The sequence below is a fragment of the Niallia sp. Man26 genome, assembly GCF_022049065.2.
Lineage (GTDB): Bacteria > Bacillota > Bacilli > Bacillales > Cytobacillaceae > Niallia.
This window is the reverse complement of the sequence record NZ_CP095743.1, coordinates 344906-369231: the sequence shown is the minus strand read 5'-3', so window position 1 is coordinate 369231 and position 24326 is coordinate 344906. Positions and strand designations below refer to the sequence as shown.

General features: G+C 40.8%; 18 protein-coding genes, 1 rRNA gene and 2 riboswitches. Of the genes, 2 read left to right on the top strand and 17 right to left on the bottom strand.

The genetic code is table 11. From position 1 onward, the window contains the following. Positions 1–186: 186 nt before the first annotated feature. The 10 genes from L8T27_RS01955 to L8T27_RS01910 all read right to left on the bottom strand — a co-directional run bounded on the left by L8T27_RS01955 (position 187) and on the right by L8T27_RS01910 (position 17149). Positions 187–1735: ribosomal RNA gene (locus L8T27_RS01955) — 16S ribosomal RNA — on the bottom strand. A gap of 346 nt (positions 1736–2081) precedes the next feature. Further along, positions 2082–4145 carry a glucose-specific PTS transporter subunit IIBC gene (gene ptsG / locus L8T27_RS01950; protein WP_233318962.1) on the bottom strand — a complete coding sequence of 688 codons (2064 nt, stop codon included), beginning with the start codon at positions 4143–4145 and terminating at the stop codon, positions 2082–2084. Positions 4146–4336: 191 nt separating this feature from the next. Further along, positions 4337–5179 (bottom strand): glucose PTS transporter transcription antiterminator GlcT, encoded by an 843-nt coding sequence (gene glcT / locus L8T27_RS01945; protein WP_233318965.1) that lies wholly within the window; start codon positions 5177–5179, stop codon positions 4337–4339. Positions 5180–5298: 119 nt separating this feature from the next. Then, entirely contained in the window at positions 5299–6627 is a 1329-nt protein-coding gene (locus tag L8T27_RS01940) for an NCS2 family permease (protein ID WP_233318967.1), read from the bottom strand. 131 nt (positions 6628–6758) lie between these two features. After that, positions 6759–6861, bottom strand: a riboswitch (purine riboswitch). A gap of 180 nt (positions 6862–7041) precedes the next feature. Then, positions 7042–8592, bottom strand: coding sequence for a glutamine-hydrolyzing GMP synthase (gene guaA, locus L8T27_RS01935; RefSeq protein WP_233318968.1), 1551 nt, complete (start codon positions 8590–8592; stop codon positions 7042–7044). A gap of 232 nt (positions 8593–8824) precedes the next feature. Beyond that, a riboswitch (purine riboswitch) is annotated at positions 8825–8926 on the bottom strand. Positions 8927–9143: 217 nt separating this feature from the next. Next, complete coding sequence (locus tag L8T27_RS01930; RefSeq protein WP_237940610.1) at positions 9144–11375, bottom strand: transglutaminase-like domain-containing protein; 2232 nt, start codon at positions 11373–11375, stop codon at positions 9144–9146. Next, positions 11372–12580 (bottom strand): DUF58 domain-containing protein, encoded by a 1209-nt coding sequence (locus tag L8T27_RS01925; protein WP_237942207.1) that lies wholly within the window; start codon positions 12578–12580, stop codon positions 11372–11374. The genes L8T27_RS01930 and L8T27_RS01925 overlap by 4 nt, the downstream gene beginning before the upstream one ends. Then, the gene (locus tag L8T27_RS01920) at positions 12580–13539 is read right to left on the bottom strand and encodes an AAA family ATPase (protein WP_233318972.1); all 960 of its coding nucleotides are present in this window, start codon (positions 13537–13539) and stop codon (positions 12580–12582) included. The genes L8T27_RS01925 and L8T27_RS01920 overlap by 1 nt, the downstream gene beginning before the upstream one ends. 76 nt (positions 13540–13615) lie before the next feature. Then, positions 13616–15043, bottom strand: a complete 1428-nt coding sequence (locus L8T27_RS01915) for a TerD family protein (RefSeq protein ID WP_233318974.1) — start codon at positions 15041–15043, stop codon at positions 13616–13618. Between the two features lie 201 nt (positions 15044–15244). After that, entirely contained in the window at positions 15245–17149 is a 1905-nt protein-coding gene (locus L8T27_RS01910; protein ID WP_237940609.1) for a putative bifunctional diguanylate cyclase/phosphodiesterase, read from the bottom strand. Positions 17150–17409: 260 nt separating this feature from the next. On the opposite strand from L8T27_RS01910, the gene L8T27_RS01905 reads away from it, so the two are divergent. Continuing rightward, complete coding sequence (locus L8T27_RS01905) at positions 17410–17589, top strand: hypothetical protein (protein WP_233318978.1); 180 nt, start codon at positions 17410–17412, stop codon at positions 17587–17589. Positions 17590–17699: 110 nt separating this feature from the next. Then, positions 17700–18539 (top strand): manganese catalase, encoded by an 840-nt coding sequence (locus L8T27_RS01900; protein ID WP_233318980.1) that lies wholly within the window; start codon positions 17700–17702, stop codon positions 18537–18539. Positions 18540–18581: 42 nt separating this feature from the next. On the opposite strand, the gene L8T27_RS01895 is transcribed toward L8T27_RS01900, so the two are convergent. The 7 genes from L8T27_RS01895 to L8T27_RS01865 form a co-directional block, all read right to left on the bottom strand. Next, on the bottom strand, positions 18582–19430 hold the full coding sequence (locus tag L8T27_RS01895; protein ID WP_233318981.1) for an STAS domain-containing protein: 849 nt from the start codon (positions 19428–19430) through the stop codon (positions 18582–18584). Positions 19431–19569: 139 nt separating this feature from the next. Beyond that, positions 19570–19728: a hypothetical protein gene (locus L8T27_RS01890; protein WP_233318983.1), complete on the bottom strand. Its 159-nt coding sequence runs from the start codon at positions 19726–19728 to the stop codon at positions 19570–19572. A 39-nt stretch (positions 19729–19767) separates the two neighbouring features. Then, the gene (locus L8T27_RS01885) at positions 19768–20766 is read right to left on the bottom strand and encodes a 5-oxoprolinase subunit C family protein (RefSeq protein WP_237940607.1); all 999 of its coding nucleotides are present in this window, start codon (positions 20764–20766) and stop codon (positions 19768–19770) included. Then, positions 20763–21518 carry a 5-oxoprolinase subunit PxpB gene (pxpB, locus tag L8T27_RS01880; protein WP_237940605.1) on the bottom strand — a complete coding sequence of 252 codons (756 nt, stop codon included), beginning with the start codon at positions 21516–21518 and terminating at the stop codon, positions 20763–20765. Before pxpB ends, L8T27_RS01885 begins: the two co-directional genes overlap by 4 nt. Positions 21519–21692: 174 nt before the next feature. Next, complete coding sequence (pcp, locus tag L8T27_RS01875; protein WP_237940603.1) at positions 21693–22340, bottom strand: pyroglutamyl-peptidase I; 648 nt, start codon at positions 22338–22340, stop codon at positions 21693–21695. Between the two features lie 35 nt (positions 22341–22375). Then, the gene (locus tag L8T27_RS01870) at positions 22376–23338 is read right to left on the bottom strand and encodes a DUF979 domain-containing protein (protein ID WP_233318991.1); all 963 of its coding nucleotides are present in this window, start codon (positions 23336–23338) and stop codon (positions 22376–22378) included. Next, entirely contained in the window at positions 23338–24057 is a 720-nt protein-coding gene (locus tag L8T27_RS01865) for a DUF969 domain-containing protein (protein ID WP_233318994.1), read from the bottom strand. Before L8T27_RS01865 ends, L8T27_RS01870 begins: the two co-directional genes overlap by 1 nt. Between the last annotated feature and the right edge of the window lie 269 nt (positions 24058–24326).

Below are 24326 nucleotides of genomic sequence, written 5' to 3'. Positions count from 1 at the left end.
GAGAATCTAAGATGGCGATTACTCGGTTTCTTTCTTGGTTCTTACTATTCATAATCTAGTTTTCAAGGAACAAATTCGGCTAATGATGTTAATCATTACCCTGATGTTTTGAGGAATTGCTCCCTCAAAACTGAACAACAAAATCATCAACAATCTGTGAATGGAACGAATTCCATTTTTCCTTAGAAAGGAGGTGATCCAGCCGCACCTTCCGATACGGCTACCTTGTTACGACTTCACCCCAATCATCTATCCCACCTTAGGCGGCTGGCTCCTAAAAGGTTACCCCACCGACTTCGGGTGTTACAAACTCTCGTGGTGTGACGGGCGGTGTGTACAAGGCCCGGGAACGTATTCACCGCGGCATGCTGATCCGCGATTACTAGCGATTCCAGCTTCATGTAGGCGAGTTGCAGCCTACAATCCGAACTGAGAATGGTTTTATGGGATTGGCTCGACCTCGCGGTTTTGCTGCCCTTTGTACCATCCATTGTAGCACGTGTGTAGCCCAGGTCATAAGGGGCATGATGATTTGACGTCATCCCCACCTTCCTCCGGTTTGTCACCGGCAGTCACCTTAGAGTGCCCAACTAAATGCTGGCAACTAAGATCAAGGGTTGCGCTCGTTGCGGGACTTAACCCAACATCTCACGACACGAGCTGACGACAACCATGCACCACCTGTCATCCTGTCCCCCGAAGGGGAACGTCCTATCTCTAGGATTGTCAGGAGATGTCAAGACCTGGTAAGGTTCTTCGCGTTGCTTCGAATTAAACCACATGCTCCACCGCTTGTGCGGGCCCCCGTCAATTCCTTTGAGTTTCAGCCTTGCGGCCGTACTCCCCAGGCGGAGTGCTTAATGCGTTTGCTGCAGCACTAAAGGGCGGAAACCCTCTAACACTTAGCACTCATCGTTTACGGCGTGGACTACCAGGGTATCTAATCCTGTTTGCTCCCCACGCTTTCGCGCCTCAGCGTCAGTTACAGACCAAAGAGTCGCCTTCGCCACTGGTGTTCCTCCACATCTCTACGCATTTCACCGCTACACGTGGAATTCCACTCTTCTCTTCTGCACTCAAGTCCCCCAGTTTCCAATGACCCTCCACGGTTGAGCCGTGGGCTTTCACATCAGACTTAAAGGACCGCCTGCGCGCGCTTTACGCCCAATAATTCCGGACAACGCTTGCCACCTACGTATTACCGCGGCTGCTGGCACGTAGTTAGCCGTGGCTTTCTGGTTAGGTACCGTCAAGGTACGAGCAGTTACTCTCGTACTTGTTCTTCCCTAACAACAGAGTTTTACGATCCGAAAACCTTCATCACTCACGCGGCGTTGCTCCGTCAGACTTTCGTCCATTGCGGAAGATTCCCTACTGCTGCCTCCCGTAGGAGTCTGGGCCGTGTCTCAGTCCCAGTGTGGCCGATCACCCTCTCAGGTCGGCTACGCATCGTCGCCTTGGTGAGCCGTTACCTCACCAACTAGCTAATGCGCCGCGGGCCCATCTGTAAGTGACAGCGTAAACCGTCTTTCAGCTTTTCTACATGAGTAGAAAAGGATTATCCGGTATTAGCTCCGGTTTCCCGAAGTTATCCCAGTCTTACAGGCAGGTTGCCCACGTGTTACTCACCCGTCCGCCGCTAACTTAAAAAGCAAGCTTTTTAAGTCCGCTCGACTTGCATGTATTAGGCACGCCGCCAGCGTTCGTCCTGAGCCAGGATCAAACTCTCCGATAAAGAGTAAGATTAGCTCATTTGCTAAACTCTAGCTTTTTGTTACTTTGTTTTCATTTTTATAACGCAAGTTATAAAAACGATTATTGTTGACGTTTTGTTTGTTCAGTTTTCAAAGAGCAATTTTAAATCACTGTTAGAAGTGACTTTTTAAATAATACCAGCATTTTTCTTCAAAGTCAACAGCTTATTTTTTTACAAGATGTTCCTCAAAGACGCTGTTTTCATATAATATCACCATCTAACCCAATAGTCAACATAACTTTTAAAAAAAATCATTCATAAAACACTTTCTTCTATTATATATATAAAAAAGAACCCAGCAATAACAGCCGGGTTCTCAAAAAGTTTATTTCACGATAGAAATAATATCTTCTTCATTCAAATCAACATCGCCTGGTTTATTAATCTGTACAGATTCACCTTCAGCTAAATTAGTGAAGATAATTGGCGTTGTTGTTGATGTTGCATTTTCTTTAATGAAGTCCAGGTCTACTTTCAATAGAGGCTGACCTTTTTTAACTTCGTCATTTTCCCCTACTAGAGTTTCGAATCCTTCCCCTTTCAGTTTCACTGTATCGATACCGAAGTGGATTAAGATTTCACGGCCTGAATCTGCCATAATACCAATTGCGTGTTTTGTCGGGAACAAGTTTACAATTTTCCCGTCAACAGGAGATACAACAGTACCTTCAGATGGAATGATTGCAAAGCCATCACCCATCATTTTACCAGCGAACACTGGATCTGGAACTTCTGTAATTGGCACCAACTGACCTTTAATTGGTGATACAAGTGAATCGTCACCGTCAACATCACCTTTAAGAGCATTTGGATTTACCTCTTCAATTTGCTGCTTCACTTCTTTATCCATTGAAGCATTTGCAGCTGGACGCGGTCTTTTACCGCTCATAATATCTCTCATTTGACCTTTAATTGTTTCAGAACGAGGACCGAATATTGCTTGAATGTTATTGCCGACTTCAAGTACCCCAGCAGCACCAAGCTTTTTCAAACGATCTTTATCAACATCTTTAATGTCATTAACTGACACACGAAGTCTTGTGATACATGCATCAAGGTGAGCGATATTTTCTTGTCCACCCATTGCTTCTAGTACTTCATATGGAAGGTCGCTAGTAGTGCCGCCTGCAGTTTCTTCTTCTTCAGTTTCATCTTCACGTCCTGGAGTTTTCAAGTTAAACTTGCGGATTGCGAAACGGAAACCAAAGTAATAAATAACTGCGAACACTAAACCAACCGGAATGATAATCCAAGCATTTGTTTGTGGGTTAATTAATCCAAATAGAATATAGTCAATTAAACCACCAGAGAAAGTCATACCAACCTTAACATCCAACAGTTGCATTGTCATAAATGATAGACCCGCAAATACTGCGTGGATACCGAATAGAACTGGTGCTACGAATAAGAATGAGAATTCTAAAGGCTCAGTAATACCTGTTAAGAAAGAAGTTAATGCAGCAGAAGCCATCAAACCACCAACAACTGCTTTTCTTTCTGGACGTGCCTCATGATAAATAGCAAGAGCTGCAGCTGGCAATCCGAACATCATGAACGGGAATTTACCTGTCATGAATGTACCAGCAGTCAAGTTTTGTACACCATCTTTAATTTCAGCCATGAAGATACGTTGGTCACCACGTACTACATCACCAGCAGCAGTAGTGTATTGTCCAAACTCATACCAGAATGGAGAGTAGAAGATATGGTGCAATCCGAATGGAATCAATGAACGTTCAATGATACCAAAAATCAATGCTGAAATAGTCAAGTTTGCATTAACCATGTTTTGAGAGAATGCATTTAGACCAGTTTGGATTGGAGGCCAGATTAATACCATTAACAAACCTAAGATAACAGCACTTCCTGCCGTAATAATCGGCACAAAACGCTTTCCAGCAAAGAACCCTAAATATGATGGCAATTCTATTTCATAGAACTTGTTATAAAGCATAGAAGCAAGTATACCTACGATGATACCGCCGAACACCCCTGTTTGAAGCGTTGGAATACCAAGTACGTTAGCAATATCGATACCGTTAACAGATTCAGCTGTATAGCCTTTAACAGTACCCATTGTTACGTTCATAATTAAGTAACCAATAATTGCAGCAAGACCAGCAACACCCTCACCGCCAGATAAACCTACTGCAACACCAACTGCAAACAACAGCGGCAAGTTGCTGAATACGATATTACCCGCGTTTTCCATTACGGACGCTACCATCGATACTCCACTATTATCTAAGAATGGAGCAAGATCTAGCAATGCTTCATTGTGAAGCGCATTACCTAGCGCAAGCAAAATACCAGCAGCTGGCAATAATGCAACCGGAAGCATAAGTGCTTTTCCGACTTTTTGCAAAACACCGAAAATCTTTTTAAACATTCGTTTTTCCTCCTACTTTATTAAAAAAATTCTTCTAGCCCATAAAGCGTTATCAAAAGGCAAAACAAAAAGGCATGAGTAAAAAGTAACTGAAAAAAGCTGTTCAGGGATATATTGCCCTAAATAACTCCGTTCAATCATCTTTTTCACTCATGCCTGATCGAATCAGTAACACGTTTATAAGATAATAACTATTTAACCTTTTTTTGAAGTCGCTGAAGATGCATTGTTAAATACACAGCTTCCGCATCAAATACAGGTTTCTTTAATGATTGTTGCATCACTTTAATGAGCTTCCATGAGAGATTATAGCACAGCGGATATTCATCTTTCAATAGAGAAGTTATTTTTTCTGGCTCATCCACTTTTTCCCCATTATGAACTCTTTCAATCGTAAAACGAAGATGACGCACTAGTCTCATATAATCAATGCTGTCTTTATCAATTTCGATTTCCAGCTGTTCTTCAATTAAATTGACAAGATGTGTCACTAATTGAGAATGCTGGTTAACCTCAGAAAGATTTCTATTCATCATTGCGCTGTGGATATGAAGAGCGATGAAACCGATTTCACCTACAGGCAAATTAATTTTTGTCTGTTCACTAATTAGCTTTACTACATCCTCAGCAATCTTATATTCAAAAGGATATAGAGCCTTCGTTTCGATCAAAAAGGGATTATTTAGCACAAGCCCATTTGATAATCTCGAAGCTGCAAACATGATGTGATCTGTTAACGCAACATGAATATGCTCATTGAGCATCGCATTTGTTTTGCTTTTAATAAGCTCTATAGAAGAAATAATAACATCTAGCAAATCGTTGTCTACTTGAGGAAGGAGTTTCAGGTAGTTTATCTGTTCTTTTTCATTGCGAAGAACAAAAAGTTTCTCAACTACATCCGCGTCAATAGAGTCACCATTCTTTCTGTTAAACCCTATTCCTTTTCCAATTAGCACAACTTCTCCATATGAAGGATGCTCACCAATAAGCACATTATTATTAAGCGCTTTTTTCACTAGTAAATTTGGCATGATTTTTTCCTCACTTCGACAGACTTCTAGGTAATTTAATGTTATTAAAGTCGAACTTGTAAGTCAACGAAAAAATAACAAAAGGCTGCTAAAAATAGCAGCCTTTAAAATCTTATTCCTTATTGAAGGAAAACAAAGTATAGTGCAAAGATGGCAAAGAAAATATACATGATTGGATTGATTTCTTTTCTGCGGCCGCTTAACAGCATTGTAATCGGGTAGAAAATGAATCCAACAGCAATACCTGTTGCAATACTGTATGTTAAAGGCATTGACACGATTACCAAGAAAGAAGGCACTGCAATTTCAAACTTAGTCCAATCAATTTTCCCTAGAGACGATACCATCAATATTCCGACAACAACTAGCGCCGGTGTAGTAACAGCAGATGTAACTACTTCCAATAGCGGGAAGAAGAACAGGGAAAGCAAGAAAAATCCTGCTGTTACAACTGATGCAAAACCTGAGCGAGCTCCTGCTGCAACACCAGCAGATGATTCAACGAAAGAAGTCGTTGTTGAAGTTCCGAAGATAGAACCTACCATTGAAGCAATAGAATCTGCAAACAATGCTTTACCTGCTCTTGGCAATTTATTGTCTTTCATTAATCCTGCTTGGTTCGCTACAGCAACCAATGTTCCAGCATTATCAAAGAAATCTACGAATAAGAATGTAAGAATAACAACAAGCATGCTTTGTGTATAGAATGCTCCGTCTCCGAAAGCGGAGAACAATTTACCGAAAGTCGGCTCTATACTTGGCACTGCTGATACAACACCTGATGGCGTATTAATAACACCAAAAATCATTCCGACCACAGCTGTAATTATCATTCCGTAGAATACGCCGCCATGAATTTTTTTAACCATTAAAATGATTGTTACGAAAATCCCGAAGATTGCCAGCAGTGTGCTAGGCTTTGACAAATCACCGATATGAACTAATGTTGCAGGATTGTCGACGATGATTTCAGCATTTTGCAAGCCGATGAATGTAATGAATAAACCTATTCCCGCTCCAACTGCAAGCTTTAACTCAACTGGTATTGCATTTATTAATTTTTCACGAAGACCGGTAATCGTCAACAGCAGGAAGAAGAAACTTGAAATAAATACTGCTGCCAAAGCGTATTCCCATGGCTCACCTTGTGTTAAAACAACTGTATATGCAAAAAACGCATTTAAACCCAAACCTGGTGCAAGTGCAATTGGATAATTAGCAAACAATCCCATGATAAGAGATCCAACTGCTGCAGCTAATGCAGTTGCCACAAACACTGCACCGTAATCCATACGAAGCGCATCCGGCAAGTCTGCTACATCTCCTAGTGTTAATGTAAATGGGTTAACCGCCAATATATATGCCATTGCTAGGAACGTTGTAAAACCACCAACAAACTCTTTACGGTAATTCGTTCCCAGTTCCTCAAATTTGAAAAACTTTTTCATTCTTTTTTTCCCCTTTCATGTTCCAATTCAATAAGAACAAAAAAACACTCCATTATCGTAGGAGCGTTGACTAGGGTTTGTGAAATATAGCAGGGATTAGATAATAAAGAATAAAAGTTCTAATACGTATCCCTTTATATACACAACCTCGTAGTCAAGCTATTTACGGTAGCTCGGTAGAAACTTTTGGGCCATATCCCCCATAATTATACGAGTATTTCTTTAGTTGCAAATTTAGTTTATCAGCATGTTTTCTTTTCGTCAATACAAAAAACGAACATTAAGAGGATATTTTTTTGTAAACGTTCGCTTACTTTTTACCCCTTAATGTTCGTGTTTGGATATTTCTATTAGATTAATTTGGAAATTATTATACCAAATTACCTAAGGGACCGTTCCCTTAGGCAACCTTTATTATTCCCACTCAATAGTAGCAGGTGGCTTACTTGTAATATCATAAACGACACGGTTAACATGATCCACTTCGTTAACAATTCTTGTTGAAATAACTTCAAGCACTTCCCATGGAATACGTGCCCAGTCAGATGTCATACCATCGATAGATGTAACTGCACGGATTCCGATTGTGTAATCGTATGTGCGCGCATCACCCATTACACCAACACTGCGGATGTCAGGCAGAACTGTGAAGTATTGCCAGATATCACGGTCTAAGCCTGCTTTTTTAATTTCTTCACGCAGGATGTAGTCAGACTCACGAACGATTTCCAGCTTATCTTCGCTGATTGCGCCCAATACACGGATACCAAGACCCGGTCCTGGGAATGGTTGTCTCCAAACGATTTCATCAGCTATTCCTAGCTCTGTACCTAATGCTCTTACTTCATCCTTGAACAATGTATTTAATGGCTCGATTAGTTCGAACTGCATATCTTCTGGCAGTCCGCCAACATTATGGTGGGACTTAATCGTTTGTGCAGTTGCTGTACCACTTTCGATAATATCTGTGTAAAGCGTTCCTTGTGCAAGGAAGTCAATTCCTTCAAGCTTGCTTGCTTCATCATCAAATACGTAGATGAACTCGTTACCGATAATTTTACGTTTTTTCTCTGGATCGCTGACACCTTCCAATTTAGACATGAAACGTTCTTTAGCATCCACTTTGATTACGTTCATATGGAAGCCTTCTGTGAAAGTCTTCATAACACTTTCTGCTTCGCCTTTACGCAATAGACCATGGTCAACGAAGATACATGTCAACTGATCGCCGATTGCTTTATGGATAAGAACAGCAACAACAGAGGAGTCTACCCCGCCGCTAAGTGCGCAAAGAACTTTTCTGTCTCCAACTGTTTGACGGATTTTCTCCATTTCGATTTCAATGAAGTTTTCCATTGACCAGTCGCCTTTACATCCACATACACCGAAAACAAAGTTTTTCAACAGTTCATTTCCGTATACGGAATGGCGCACTTCAGGATGGAATTGAACAGCATAAAGACCTTTTTCCTCGTTGCTCATAGAAGCAATTGGGCAAGAAGGATTAATTGCGTCTACTGTAAATCCTTCAGGCTGCTCGACTACAAGATCTCCGTGGCTCATCCACACGATTTGCTCACTTGGCAGATCAGAGAAAAGCTTTGTGCTGTTTTCGATTTTGATTTCAGCTTTTCCATATTCACGGTGCTTCGCTTTTTCAACTTTACCGCCGAAATGCTTTGTCATCAGCTGCATGCCGTAGCAAATACCGAAGATTGGCAGCCCTAAATCAAAGATTCGCTCGTCACAGCCGAATGCATTCTCATCATAAACACTGTTAGGTCCGCCAGAGAAGATAATCCCCGCTGGATTTAGCGCTTTGATTTCTTCTGCTGTAATTGTATGTGGGTGAAGCTCACTATAAACGCCAAATTCCCTAATTCTTCTTGTGATTAATTGATTGTACTGACTGCCGAAATCAAGAACGACAATCATTTGTTGGTCTTGAATGCTTGTTTTCCCCATGTTATTCACCTCATTAATCTATTAAAAAGCTCATTGTTACTATTTTTTCACATTTTTGCTTATTCATGCTATAAAACGAAAAGCCATAGCAAAAAACATTGAAAAAGACTATTTTATAGCAGCAAAAAAGGTATTTCTTCATATAAAAAAGACTAGAATTCGGCCTCAAATAAAAACGAAGGCAGAATTCTAGTCTTTTACTATTACAATGGTTTACACACACCATATAAAAATAAGACCCATCTGCCTTCATAGTCGGATCCTTTAAGGTGACCCGGTAGAGACTCTCGAACCATATCATCGAGGATATATGAAGGAAATTTATTAGTTTAGAACATTGTAACAACATGTCGAATTGCTGGTCAAGGTGTTGTTGTTTTGATTAAATTTTCACACAATTCACCAAGTCATTCTATTCATACTTTTGTAGTTTGCTTTCATTTAATAACTTCCTCTATTTGGCAGATCCTTTTATCATTCTAATCTGATAAATGCTATAAAAAAAGGAATCCAACACCCCAATAAAAATGTGTTGAATTCCTTTCAACAGGTCAAGCTGCTGTCTTTCTAATCAGCCTTTCCCACATTTCCTTCCATTCCGTCCAATTATTGTCCTGACTATTCCCTTTATACAAGAGCTCCTCATATTTGGCAGTCAAAACAGCCATTTCATTCGTTTTTAAAACATGGTCAATGTATTTGGCATATTCCCGCAATGTCATGTTGTCTTGTTTGCCCCAACCTGAGAGCTTGAGCATTTTGAGCAAGGTTAAATAGGCTTTTTCAAAGTCATTGCCTTTTTTCCCGCGCTTGTATTTCCATATATAAAATATAGGCAGCCACTTATGTCTCTTCCAGAACAGTATCCAGCTCATGGCTATGATTAGAACAGCTCCGCCAACCAGCCACTGCCATCTTTCAGCAGCAAAGTTTGCAATTGTATTCCACCACTTTCCGAATGATTTCTCTTCAGACTGATCTGATGCTACTGTCTCTTCTTCTGGTACTTGTTGCTCTTCCCGCTGCTGTTGTGCTTCCTGCTCGGTTTGTTCATTTTCTTCTGTGTTTGTGTCCGCTTCGTTTCGAACATCATTCACATACGTATTTTCATTGGAGAATCCTTGTGTCGGTTCAAAGGTTACCCAGCCAGCTCCAGGAAAATATGCTTCTACCCAGGAATGAGCATTGTTATTGGTTACTTCATATTGGCTTCTATTGTTTTCCTGTTTGATGAGTTCACCTTCAGTAAATCCTTTAACCCATCTTGCAGGAATGCCGAGAGATCGCAGCATCACAACCATTGAAGTTGAATAATTATCACAATAACCTATTTTTGTTTCAAAAAGAAACTGATCGACATAATCTTCATCATCTGCTGGTATGGCCACATCGCTTTGGCTGTATACAAAACCATTTCCGGAAAAGTAGTTTTCAATTGCTCTTGCCTTTGCAAAAACATTATCCTCATCCTTCGTGATTTCAGCTGCTAAATCAAGGACTCTCTGCGGCAAATTTTGCGGTAGCTGCGTATATCTTGCTGCTATCTCCGGATTTTCTCTTAAATAGCCGCTCATGTCAGCACTCGTCAATGTACTTAAACTGTATTCAGGCTTTTCATAACTCACACTATAGGAATCTGTTGGAAAATCGAAGGAAATCCGTTCACTTCCTGTTTCTACAATCATCGTCGTATCCATACTTGAAGCTGCTTCTGTCACTCCTAAAGGATATAAGAGATAATCAAAAGGCTGTGCAAAGTTAACCGTACTTTCCTGTGCTTCTGTCTTTACACTGTCGCCTTCCTCAAAAGATACGAACGGGATATCACCAGCTCCTTCTAATCTCTGAAAGTCTTGTCCATTCATTGTGACTGCTTCTTCCGATTGAACCCAGCCCTTACCTGTATACGTATCCTTCGTCTCTACCTTCCAATAATGAGAGGATTCAACTTCAGTCTGAAACATTAATGTATCATCCGGCTCAAAGTCTCCGCCAAGCCTCGAATCATCAACACTGTAGCCTACTCGATGGGGTCCGTTGCCATTACCTTCGCCTTCACCACCATTGTCACCAATTGTCTGGATAAACGGCACAGGATCTGGCCAGATTGGATTTGCTTTCGGCGCTGCATATGCTATTGCCGCACTAGCAAAAACAAAGAAAAGCAATGGAGCCATCCACTTTAATGCTAAGAATCTTCGGTCAGTTATATTTTCCTTATCCTTCATCCGATAGAAGGTCAGCATGCCCATTGCTGTAAAGCCTATGATAGTTGTCCTTATGATTGCTATTGATGCATCATATGGAGTAAATGTATCAAGAACCGTTATATAAACCATCGTTAGTAGAAAGAAGGTAAATATTCTTCTGCGTTTAATCAGCCAGTAATCAATAAGATATGACATTAACCAAAGCAAAATAAAGAAAAGCAGACTTTTGAACATATTGGTTAACTCAGGCCAATTCGTATCAAATAAAATCGCAAAATTATCCATTACTTCTGTTGTAAAGGCACCAATCCAGTTGAATGTAAAAAAGGAATTTCCATAGTACAAATATTGTAAAACAAATAGAATATAGCCAATTTTAATAATACCGCTTAAAGTAGGATGAAAACGCAGATAGGCCATAACAAGTGAGAGAAGCAAAAACAGGATAAACACGACAACATTCCCTGTATTAGTTAGTTGCTCCATCGGCCGCAGCCATTCCCATATAAGAAAAAAACCTAGCACATACAGCAAAAAATTAGAAATAGCCGTATGAATTCCTATAAATCTCAACTAGTTGCCACCTCCAAAAATGCATCCTTGAATCTTCCCTTAGACACAGGTATAACCATAATTCCCCTCGAAGAAGCCGCAGCTTTTAAACTTCTTTCTTCCTGAGTCAAGCTCTCATTTGCCTCCTTCACAAGAAAAACAGCTACCTGATAGCGTTTATTAGCGAGATAGCTTGTCTTTTCAACAAGCTGCTTCGTCAAGTTTGTTGTAGTGATTAACAAGGTGGCTTGCTGCTGCAATAAGGACATTTCATTATCAAGCACATTTGCCAAGGAAAGCGGAGATGCATCCTCACACTTAGCTAGGTGATGGAATAGAAGACTGCGCTGGCCTTCCCCGCCTCTTATCGGAAAGGTTGTCCGCTCCTTTTCGACCGTAAGCAAACCTGCTTGTGCGCCTTTACGAATAATCCCTCTAATTAAAGAAGCAGTAAACGAAACAAGCGTCTCGAATTTTTCGCTTTTTTCACAGTCAAGTACAACTAAAATGTCATGTGACTGTTTCTGTTCGAATTCCTTTGTCATAAAGGAATCCCTTTTAGCACTCGCCTTCCAGTTAATCCACGAAAATCTGTCACCAGTCTGATATTCTCGAATACCGACTGCCATCGTTGTATCACGTTGGACCCGTTCCTTCGATACTGTCGCCCCTTGATCATAATGTGTCATAAACGGTTTGTAGGAAAGCTCCTCATATACTGGATAAACAATAATCTGGTCTGGCAAAGCAAGCTTTAATTCCTTTTCCATTAAGCCAAGCGGATCACCTGTTTTAACAGCTACCTCTGTAAACAGATGCTCTCCTCTTGGTACGGCATCTATATGATAAGAAAGAACAATTCGCCTTTTAAAACCAGGAAAGACTAATACTTTTCCTGAAGCCTGCTCTTTCAAGCTGGTGCTGAACACATCCTCTACCACCAAGTAAAAAAGGGGAAACACGGACGATCTTGTCAGCTCCAACTCCACTGTCATTTTCTCCATCGCAGTGTATTCATGCTTCGTAATTTTCCTTACTGCTTTCCAAGCCTTTAACGGATACATAGCAAGCAAAGCTCCGTATATGGCAAATGGCAAAAAGCTGTAAAACAAAAACCAGCTGACAAACCCACCTTGAAACATTGCATACGCAAAAGCTGCACCTGCCAACAGAAACAAAACAAGTAACTTCCAGATGCGAAGCAATCTTCTAAGTATCCTGTTCATCACGTACCTAGCCTTCTGACAGGAACTTGAACAGCTGCCAGAATCTCGCCCATTATATCCTCTGCAGAGATACCGTCAAACTTAGCCTCTGACTTTAAGATAATTCTATGGGAAAATACAGCCTTGGCAAGATATTGAACATCATCAGGAATAACATAATCTCTGCCTTGAACAAATGCATAACTTTGAACAGCTCTCATCAAGGCAATTGATCCACGGGGACTGACACCTAAATAAACATTGCGATGTGCTCTCGATTCTGTTGCAAGATCGACAATGTACTTCTTAATCGTAGCATCAACATAAACCTTCTTCACTTCTGCCTGCAGCATAAGCAGCTCTTCTAATGAAACAACACTTTCCAATTCTTCAATAGGAGCTGACGTTTGGACTCTTGTCAGTACCTCCATCTCCTCTTCATGTGTTGGATAACCCATTTTCATCTTCAAAAGAAATCTGTCCAGCTGAGCCTCTGGCAAAGGATATGTCCCTTCATATTCAATCGGGTTTTGAGTGGCCATAACAAAAAAGGGCTTATTCAGCTTATGTGTCACACCATCTATGGTGACACTGCTTTCTTCCATTGCCTCTAATAATGCGGATTGGGTTTTAGGGGAAGTTCTGTTAATCTCATCTGCGAGAATTATATTGCCAAGTATTGGTCCAGGAAGAAACTGAAACTCCATTTCCTTTGGATTATAGATAGACACACCAGTTACGTCAGATGGAAGCAAGTCTGGAGTAAATTGAATTCTGCGGAAATTTGCGCCGACCGATTTAGCCAATGAACGAACCATCATTGTCTTTCCTACGCCTGGAACATCTTCGAGGAGCACATGACCTTGTGCCAACAGAGCAATCAAACTTAGCTCTGCCACTTCCCGCTTGCCAATCATTACCTTCTCTATATTTTCAATTATTCTGTTCACTTTGCCATTAGCTTCTTGTGTGATTGTCATGCTTCTCCTCCTATATAAAAGTACCTGTAAAAATTGCCGCGGAAACAAGCCATCCTTCTGCCTTTATCTATTTTTGTTAAGAAAGAAATTCATTCGGATTAAGCCCAAGCTCCTGACAGATTTCTGCAACTGTTTGCTTTTCTCTTTGGTCGAAGTTTCCGTCTGCATAACCGATAGATATACAATACCGTGCCACAAGCCGCGCAACCTCCGGCTTGGAACGAACTTTCCCAATAGCTCTAAAAGCTTCAGCCCGTCCAATTATTTGGTCATATTCCATTCTTCTTACAAAATGATTAAATTGCTGCTGCACTTTGTTTGTATCAAATACTCGCAGTTCTTCACTCTGATGGATAAACTCTATCATCTTCCGTTCTTCGGCAGGGTCCAGCCTGCCATCTGCCATGCTGACAAGGGCACAGGAGGCAACAACAGCATCAAGAACATCCGGACTTTTAAAGCGCATGAACAGCTCCTTTGCTCTCTGCTTTTGCTGTCTTCCCCACTCCGCATAATCTGTACTAGAAGGTGACCAGGTGTTTCTGCAGCTGTTGCATGTAAATTTCAATTGATTTTTGCCAATAAATCCGCCTAATAGGCCGATTGGGCCAAGAATTAAGCCGCCGATAGCTGCTTTCCCCAATCCGAAGCCCTTCTCTCCTGTTCTTACATTTGTGCTGTTACACCTCGGGCAAGCAATATGGTCACCGCCATACCCTGTTTGGCTTTGGCCAAAGCCTTGCTGCTGATTGCCGCCATGAAAAGGTGCTTGTCCATAGGATGGCTGATTGACAGGAGGATATGTTCCAGCACTGCTAGATGGGTATGTATTTGCATAGGTGTTCGAGTTCTCGTAGTATGGCTGGTTTTGCACAGGTGGAGCAAAGCTATGCGGCTGGGCATTAAAGCTATTTTGCGGTGCTGGTTCGTCATCGACCGTTACACCAAAGTTCCTGCATAAAGCACCAAGTCCTCCTTGGAAGCCGCTTCCGATTGCATTGAACTTCCACTCTCCGTTATGGCGATAAAGCTCCGCAGCCACAATTGCTGTTTCCACGGTGTAATCTCTGCCAAGATTAAAGCGAATTAACTCTGTTTGGTTTCCTTCATTAAACACACGAACATATGCATTAGATATATGGCCAAAATTCTGCCCTTTTTCATATGCATTATGTATGGTAATAGAAAAGGCAATTCGCTGAATGGACGGAGGTACCCTGTTTAAGTCAATTCTTATTTGTTCGTCGTCAAGATGCCCTGCTCCTGTCCTGTTATCTCCGCTGTACATAACAGAGCCGCCCGCTCCGCTCGGATTATTGTAAAAAATAAAATCTTGGTCGCTGAGAACCTTGCTGTTGCCCCCAAGTAAAAATGCGGAAGCATCAAGATCATAATCAGCACCTGTATGATTGATATCCCATCCTAACCCTACTATTACAGTGCTCAAACCTGGATAGGTTTTCGTTAAGTCCACCTTCTGTCCTTTGCTAAGCATTACGCCCATTACTATTCCTCCTTAGCAACTAATTCACCCTTGTGTCCAGTGCCATTGTATTATTTTTATTGTACATGAGTTCGTTATTATTTGGAATTTTCTAACCTGCCTATATACGTACAAAAATAACAAAAAGTTCCCTTTTTCCGTATCCATTCGCGAGAAAAGCAACTGATTCCTTCTTTCCAAAAACAAAAGGCTCCAACTTTGTCAGAGCCTTTCTTGTATGGAAGCAGCAATCGGCCGCCTCTTTAAGTATTCTTCCATTTCTACTGCTGTAATTGGTTTACTGAATAAGTAGCCTTGCATCTCTCTGCAATTTAAATCTCGGAGAAGCCTGCATTGCTCCACCGTCTCCACACCTTCTGCCGTTACATGCATGGAAAGCTTATGCGCCATCGATATAATCAACGCAACAATATCCTGTTCCTTCTGCAGATCTCTAATAAAGGATTGATCAATTTTCAATCGGTCAATCGGCATTTTTCTTAGTACACTCAAGGAGGAATATCCTGTGCCAAAATCATCAATAGCAATTGTAAGTCCATTCCTCTTCAGCAATTTCAGTTTGTCTATCGCCTCATCAAGATAATTAGTGAGCACACTTTCGGTAATCTCTAACTGGATATGGCTTGGTTTTACTCCTGCTTCCGAAATTGGCTCAAGAATGTTGTCTACAAAATCAGCCTGCTGAAATAATAAAGGTGATATATTGATGCAAATGGTCAGGCTGATTCCTTGTTCATTCCAGTATTTTAATTGTCTGCAAGCTTTATTAATGACCCAATTGCTTATAGCACCTATTGTCCCCATTTCCTCTGCAACAGGAATAAAGCGACTAGGAGATATTAGACCAGACACAGGATGATTCCAGCGCAGCAATGCTTCCACTCCAATTACCTTATTTAAGAACACATCAATTTTCGGCTGATACACAAGAAAGAAATGATTATCCATATCTTCTGTTGCTTTTCTAAGTTCATGCTGGAGGTGAAGCCGCTCAACCATAAACACCTTCATGCTTTTTGTAAACAACTGTGAATTATTACGCCCCTTTTCTTTCGCAAAATACATCGCAATATCCGCATTCTTTTCGAGAGTTTCTAACTCTTTTCCATGATCGGGAAAAATAGATATACCAATGCTTAATGTAATATAGAACTTCTGATTTTCAATATGAAGCGGCTCGTTAAAAAGGGAAATTAAATCTTTGGCAATCCTTTCCGCTTCCTTAGCAGACTGAAGTCCCGGAAGCATAACAGTAAACTCGTCTCCTCCATATCGAGAAACAAGTCCGCTTTTCGGGATACAACCAACAATTCTATCTGCGAGCTCCTTTAACACCTTGTCCCCCATATCGTGCCCAATGCTGTCATTGATACCTTTAAAATGATCTAAATCTATAAATAAAAGCGCAAGCTTCTCATTTGTTGTTCTTGCTTTATTCATTGCCTCATTCATTGAATTGCTAAGCATGCGGCGGTTGGCTAGGTTTGTTAATGGATCGTAGAATGCCAGTCTCTCCAATTTCCGCTGGTATTTACGCTTCTCCGTATTATCTAGAATAGAACCCATAATGGCAGGTGCATCATTATGTATCACACTTAATTTGTGAGAAAGAACCACTACATCCAACAGCGTGCCATCCTTTTTCTGAAGCTGAAGTTCAGCTCTATTGTTGTAAAGACCGACTTCTTCCCCTTCATGAAGTGGCAAAATCAAGTCTGAAAAATGCATGCAAAGCAGCTCTTTACTGTGATAGCCGCTTAATGCAAGCAAAGTAGAATTGACATACGCAAATCTTCCTTCACGAAGGATATAAATTCCTAACAAAGACTCCTCTACTAATGTTCGAAATTTAAATTCAGCTTCTGAAATTCTTTTATTCGATTGTTCATCCTTCAGTCTTTCCCTTCTTATTAGAAGGAAAAGAATAGTACTTGTAACACAGATGAAAATCCAGCCTTTCAGCATTTCATAGGATGCCAAATTTCGCAAATCGCCAGTGAAATAAGGGAGTAGATAAGATGAAAACATAACCCAGCATGCAGAAATGAGTAAATAGATAAACGGTATCTTTAAATCTGATTTATGCAGATTTTTTAGTCTTTTCATCTTCCCCCTCCTAAGGCGTCTTTTTAACAGGATTATTAGTATTAACCAAGAAGGGAAAAGAAATTTATGAAGGATGCAAAGAGTAGATATTACATCGTTATTTCTTTTATAACAAACCTTTAATGTTCATCGTCATAATGTTTTCATTCGGTAATCAAAGACGGTTTTTGTCACCTATCTGACTTGTTGTGTCACTTTTATTTAATCTTCGCTTCATTCTCTTTATTGTACAATTTATATGTAAAGGAGTTGTGTTACATATGCTTTTTGGATCGATAATTTGTTCAATCCGCAAGTACCATAAATACAGCTATTATTATAGCGGCGAGTGTATAACATGCGGAAAAATCCGTAAGGAATATGAAAAAGATAAGAACGAAAAACAAGTTATGGAAGAAACTCACAAAACAAATAACCAGGAAGAATCCATTAATAAATGATGAGCCTTGAAGGCTCATTTTTTTTTGGCAATTTTTAGCACTGTGTTTATCTCTAATTTAGCAGGGGTACTTCATAAGCGTAACTGCAAAACCAAAAGGAGGAGATATATGTGTTTCGTCATCAGAAAGAATTACAATTTGAAGTAAAAGTGGACAAGCCAGATCCAATGCTGGCCCGCCAAATTCAAGAGGTTCTTGGTGGACAATTCGGAGAAATGACTGTTATGATGCAATATCTTTTTCAAGGTTTTAACTGCCGCGGGGAAGAAAAATACAAGGACATGCTGATGGACATTGGTACAGAGGAAATCGGGCATGTAGAAATGTTATGTTCCCTTATAAGCCAACTTCTAGATGGTGCATCACCAGATGATCAGGCAGAAGCAGCTAAAGATCCGACGATTGCTGCCATCATGGGTGGAGTCAATCCGCAGCATCTGCTTGTGAGCGGATTAGGAGGTCTTCCAACTAACTCTAATGGAGTGCCGTGGAATGGTTCTTATATCGTAGCAAGCGGAAACTTACTTGCAGATATGCGCTCTAACCTGCATGCAGAAAGTCAAGGCCGCCTGCAAGTTGCAAGACTGTACCATATGACAAAGGATGAGGGTGTCCGCGCTACATTTAGAAAAATGCTTGCTCGCGACAGATATCACCAATATCAATGGCTTGCAGCAATTGAGGAATTGGAAAGCAAAAACGGTGTCGTTGTACCAGCAAGCTTCCCGCCAGAAGCAGAGAAGGAATCACAGCCTGAAGCTTATGAATTCTGGAACCTCTCTGAAGGATCCGAGTCATCTGACGGCTTATGGGCAACTGGAAGCGCCCCTGATGGCACAGGAGACTTCGTCTATGTGAAAGAGCCTGTCGCAAAAGGGAATGTGCCAATAACTAAAGTACCGTCAGAATCATTGCACCATGATTTAAATACATTAAATACATTGAAATAAAAACAACAAAGAGCTGGCCATATCCGCCAGCTCTTTTCCTATTTAAATCACATTTTCTCTTTCAAGGAGAGCAAGTGCTTGTCTTAAGCTTGCCTTCGTCACTAAATTCTTAATGTCGAGACCAAGACTTACCATCGTCTGGGCTATCTCCGGCCTCACTCCAGAGAAAATTGTGCCAATCCCGAGCAGTCTTAATGCATCCATAAGTTTAAACAATTCATTAGCAACCATCGTATCTATAATGATAACCCCAGAAATATCAATGATTAAGTGACTGATTCCCATATCTCTAGTTTTAACCAATGTTTCTTCCATAAGCAGCTGTGCTCTTTCTGTATCTAAATCCCCAATTAAAGGCAGAATAGCGATATTTTCTGTAATCGGCACAACTGGAACAGACAGCTCCAAAAACGCTTTTCTTGAATTATTGAGTGTATTCGCATAGGAATCCACATAAGACAGGCTGAAATTGTACAACGCATAATCCAGTAAAGGATCAATAATATCCTTCACCTCAAAAGCCTCATCGATGGAATAATCCTTTTCTTTCATCTCTGTCTTTAAAACTTCCCAAATTGCTGTTCTGTAGAATGACACATCCTTTAATGCCTCATCTAACGGTACTCCTTCGGAGGATAAATTCGCACCAGTGCTGATTCCCCAATCGGTAAATAAAGAACGAGCTCCTTTTAAATCTGGATAGTTTAACAGGCTTTTACCGAATAAGGAAACAAAATGAGCGCGCAGCTGAAGAATTTCTCCTTCAACAGAGCTGATTTGCGCTAATTTTTCAGAGCTTTCTCCCTCTATTCTCCGCTTATGCACAGTCAGCGCAATTTCTTGTGAATTTTGCAACAGCAAATTCCCTAAATGCTTTATATTTTCACTCATTAACCTGCTCCTCCAATTGATATTCAATAGCTTGTACTACCTATTATAGCAATTTCAGTTGCTACTTTCATAGAATCCTATTGTCTAGAATCTATTGAATTGTAAGGGTGCATAACTAGAGCTTAAAGGAAAAGCTGTCTTAAGCTGTTGCTAAGATAATCTCATCATTAAAGTAAATAACCTCTGTGAGAATCTTGCAGCCTTGCAATTGCTCAAATGCTTCCCGAGCTTCTTGTTCTGTAGTGAATTCAAATTGCGCAATATCATTTTCTGGTGAATAGACGGTTATAACCCACATCCGTTTTTTGCATCTCCTTTTTTATCTTTATTTCCTAATTTACGCTGTTTCATCAACTTTCAATGATAGGCCGGCCTTTAGTTTTTCTAATTGCAGTTCTTGCCTTAAATAAAGCTGTTCGGCCTCTGCTAACGATATTTCTTTAAAGCGGACAATTTCCCCCGGCTTCTTTTGAGCTAGCAGCGGTAGGTCCACCGTTGCGACTTGTGCGATTTTCGGGTAGCCTCCCGTCGTCTGCCGATCTGCCAGCAAGATAATGGGGTTTCCATCCTTCGGCACTTGAATCGTCCCATTTGTTACAGGTTCAGATAGGAGTTCAAATGAATCGGTCATTTCCAAGGGAGTGCCTTCCATTCTGTATCCCATCCGATCTGAATTCGGTGTAATACGAAAATCCTCCTTAAAGAAACGGTCTCTGCTTGATTCAGTAAAATAATCGAATTCTCCGCCTCTTATTACACGTATCACTGTTTCCTTCAGATTAATAAACGGTTCTGGATTAACATGCCAAGCAGTGGCAGCAAAGGATATTGCCCCAGCGCTGCTTTTTAAGTGCTGAAAACGGTGGGCAGCCCCGCCGCAAGTCAGTTTGTCACCTGCTGAAAGAGCCCGCCCTTTCAGCCCGCCGAGTTCTCCTCGCAAATAAGTGCTTTTGCTTCCAAGCACCTCCTGCACATCAAAACCGCCAGCAACAGCCATATACGTTCTGCAGCCTGAACGGGAAGCTCGGAACCGAAGCAGACTTCCCTTTTTTATCCACACTGGCCTCCATAGCGGGATTGACTCTTCTTCTATAACCGGAGCCAAATCTCCGCCTGTAACAGCAATAAGCAAGTCTTCTTCAACAAGGAATGACCCGCCCATTAACGTCATCTCCAGCCCTGCCTCATTCTCCTTATTGCCGACGAGCAAATTAGCAATACTCAAAGAGATAGAATCCATTGCTCCGCTGACAACTACTCCATATTTTTGATAACCGTATCTGCCCAGATCCTGCAAACTTGTCAGCATACCAGGGCGCTCCACTCTTAAGCTCATAGCACTGTCTCCTTATATTCCTTATACTCTTCTATTGAAATCGGCTTAAATCGGACAATATCACCAGATGTTAATAGAGTTGGCGGATTCTTGTCTGGATAAAAGAGGTTAATTGGTGTTCGTCCAATGATCTGCCAGCCCCCTGGGGTGGAAATCGGATAAACACCAGTTTGCATGCCAGCAATACCGACAGAACCTGCTGGTATTGATAATCTTGGAGAAGAATGGCGCGGTGTGGCAATCTGTTCAGACATTCCTCCTAAATAGGGAAAGCCAGGAGCAAAGCCAATCATATAAACGAGATATTCTGCTTGTGAATGGATATCTATTACTTCTTCCGGTGTTAATTGATGATATTTTGCCACTGCCTCTAAATCAGGGCCAAGCTCTCCCCCATAGCACACAGGAATATCAACCACTCTTTTTTCCCTTCTTTTTGACGTATGAAGACTCTTTAATCTTTCCTGCAGAATAGATTGGACAATACTATATGGTGACAAATCCTCTGGCTTGCCTTTCCCTTTATACATTTGAAAGACGAGTAAAGGACTATAAAAGATGGTCACACTAGTAAAAGCTGGCACACATTCTATAAAGCCGGGAAAAGAATTTGCTTCTATACAGTCTGTAAATGCCTTTACCTCTTCATGTACATCGGGACTTATTTCTGTGCCGAATTGGAGAAGTATCCCTGAGTCTCCGAGTGGTTTCATTTGAGTATCTGGTTTGTCACCGACAATATTTTCTCCCATATTATCCCCCTTCTTAAATTCCGATTTTCGGAATTACAGTTCCGTATATTAGATTATAAAACTATTATAATTATCAGAAATTTAAAACGCAACTTCTCTGAATAGAAAAGTGACATGAGCAACCATTACTCATGTCACTTTTATCTATTCTTTAGACAGCACTATATTTCCTGTTTAATGAGTCTGTCCGCCTATTTCCTGAATGTCCTTTTCAGTAACAACCGCTGCTTCAACTGCTGTCTTCAGCCCTTTAACTATCGTATCAAGTGCCATGCTTGGCTGACCTGGATGTGCTGTCGCCTGCTCAGGAAGGAATGGAATATGAATAAAGCCGCCTTTTATCTTGTTACCCATTTGCTCTAATACATTCATTAGACCATAGAAAATATGGTTGCAGACAAATGTGCCTGCAGTCTGGGAAACAGAGGCTGGCACTCCCTCCTTTCGCATTGCTTTCACGATGGCCTTGATGGGAAGTGTAGACCAATAGGCTGCTGGACCTCCTTCTACAACGGCTGTATCAATCGGCTGCTGTCCTTGATTGTCTGCAATCCGTGCATCATTGACATTAATCGCAATCCGCTCAATCGTAACATCAGGACGGCCGCCTGCTTGACCAACACAAATAACCAGCGCTGGCTTTATTTCCTTTATATATTCTTTTAATCTCGCTATTGATTCATCAAAAACAGTTGGAACTTCTCGTGCTTCTATTAAATAATCTCCAATTTTAACACCATCAAGCTTTTTAACAGATTCTAAAGCTGGGTTAGTTGCTTCTCCTCCAAATGGATCAAATCCTGTCAGCAAAATCTTCTGCATTTCATATCCCTCCTAATTGTTTGGTTAATACGAAATCAAAAATGGTATACAAGGAAATACATCAGCAGCATATTAATAATAAACACTGGTATAGCCACAGGTATTTGTGCTTTAATGACTGCATTTTTATCCTTTAAATTCAAAAGCATTGCTGGAACAATATTAAAATTAGCAGCCATCGGCGTCATCAATGTTCCACAATAGCCTGCAAACATACCAAGTGCTGCCATGATAGCAGGATTGCCGCCATGGAGCTGAACAATCAAAGGAAGCCCGATTCCTCCTGTTATTACAGCAAAAGCAGCAAAAGCATTTCCCATAATCATCGTGAACAGCAACATTCCGATACAATAAGCAGCTACAGCTACAAAAGCATAATTTGTCGGCAGGAAATCTCCGACAATTCCTGATACAACATCACCGACGCCTGCCTTAGAGAATATTCCGCCTAATGCTGCGAGCATCTGCGGCAAAATAACTGCCCAGCCTACAGCTTGAAGGAGACGGCTCCCTTCATTAATAGGAACTGTTGCCTTTGCCTTTGTGATTAGCTGTGCCGCTATAAAGGCGATAATTGTTGCAAGCCCAAGAGCAATCAATGTAACATTCTCCGGATTTACAAGCTGGACAGAACCAAACTTGATTTTTCCAAGAGTCAGTGTTCCTACAATGGTGAGAACTGGAATCAAGATAGCTGGAAGGAATATTTTATTTCTAAGTCTTTCTGCATGCCCTTCTCTTTCAGCAGAATCTGATTCTTCCTCTTTTGACTTTGTCACCTTTCCAATTGAAGCAACTATCACCATCACTAATACAAGGTATCCAACATAAAGCGGCGGGATTTGTTTGCCAACCAGGAAAGTTATCGCAAAAATCCCCCAGAAAATAGTGGATCCCCACCGGGTTGGATGATTCTTATCCAATGCAACACGAACTGCAACGAAGGCAACGATAATACCTAATAAGTAATAAAGTGTATCAAGCGTTATTAAGTGCATTACATTACCTCCTCATCTTTGTTCGTTTTTGCCAAGTTGTTTAAACTGCCGTTTTTTCCTGCCGCTTTGGCAATACGTCTATCAAGTCTGTTAAAACGGAACCAGCTTACAATCAATGCAGTAATGGCAGTAGGAATGCCCCATAATGCCATATCCCAAACCTCTACATGAATGCCGACTGAATCAAAGAAACCCTTCATCAGCAGGATTGCACCTGTTGCGATAAAGATATCCTCTCCGAAAAACCAGCCTGTATTTTCGGCAGCAGCAGAATGTGCCTTTATATCATTTTTTGTTTTTTCCGACAGATCGCCATATCGTGCAGCCGCCGCTCCTTCAGCCATTGGTGCAACAAGAGGCCGGACCGTTTGAGCATGTCCGCCGATATTAAGGCCTATTGCCGCAGAACCTTCGCGGATAAACAAGTAAGTCAACAACACACGTCCTGTTGTTGCATTTTTTGCTTTTTTAATTAAAGATTCTGCTCGCTCTTTCAGACCATAACGCTCGAGCACCCCAATCACCGGCAATGTCAGGATAATTGGTAAAGACATATAGCGGTTATCGATAAAGAATTGCCCAAATAAAGTTAGTATTTCATTAAAAGAATAGCCTGACACAAGGCCTGTTACAATACCTGCAACGGTAACAACCAGCAATGTGTTAAAACGAAATGCAAAGCCAATTGCCACAACAAGAATTCCTATTAGTTTAATCATCTATAAGATTACTCCCTTCTATGTATCTATTACTTTAAGTATGACGACATCCATTTCTAACAGTTCCGATTTTCGGAACTGAAGTTCTGAATTATTAGATTTATCTGTTATATTATACTAGTAAGAATAAAAATACAATATAATTTATTATTTCAAACTAACATTATCGAAAAGACCCTACATGTAGAGGTTTAAATCAGCTAATTTAAATATTATAAAAATTTGCTGATATGCATAAATACTGTTTTATGCTACGATATTCGAAACAA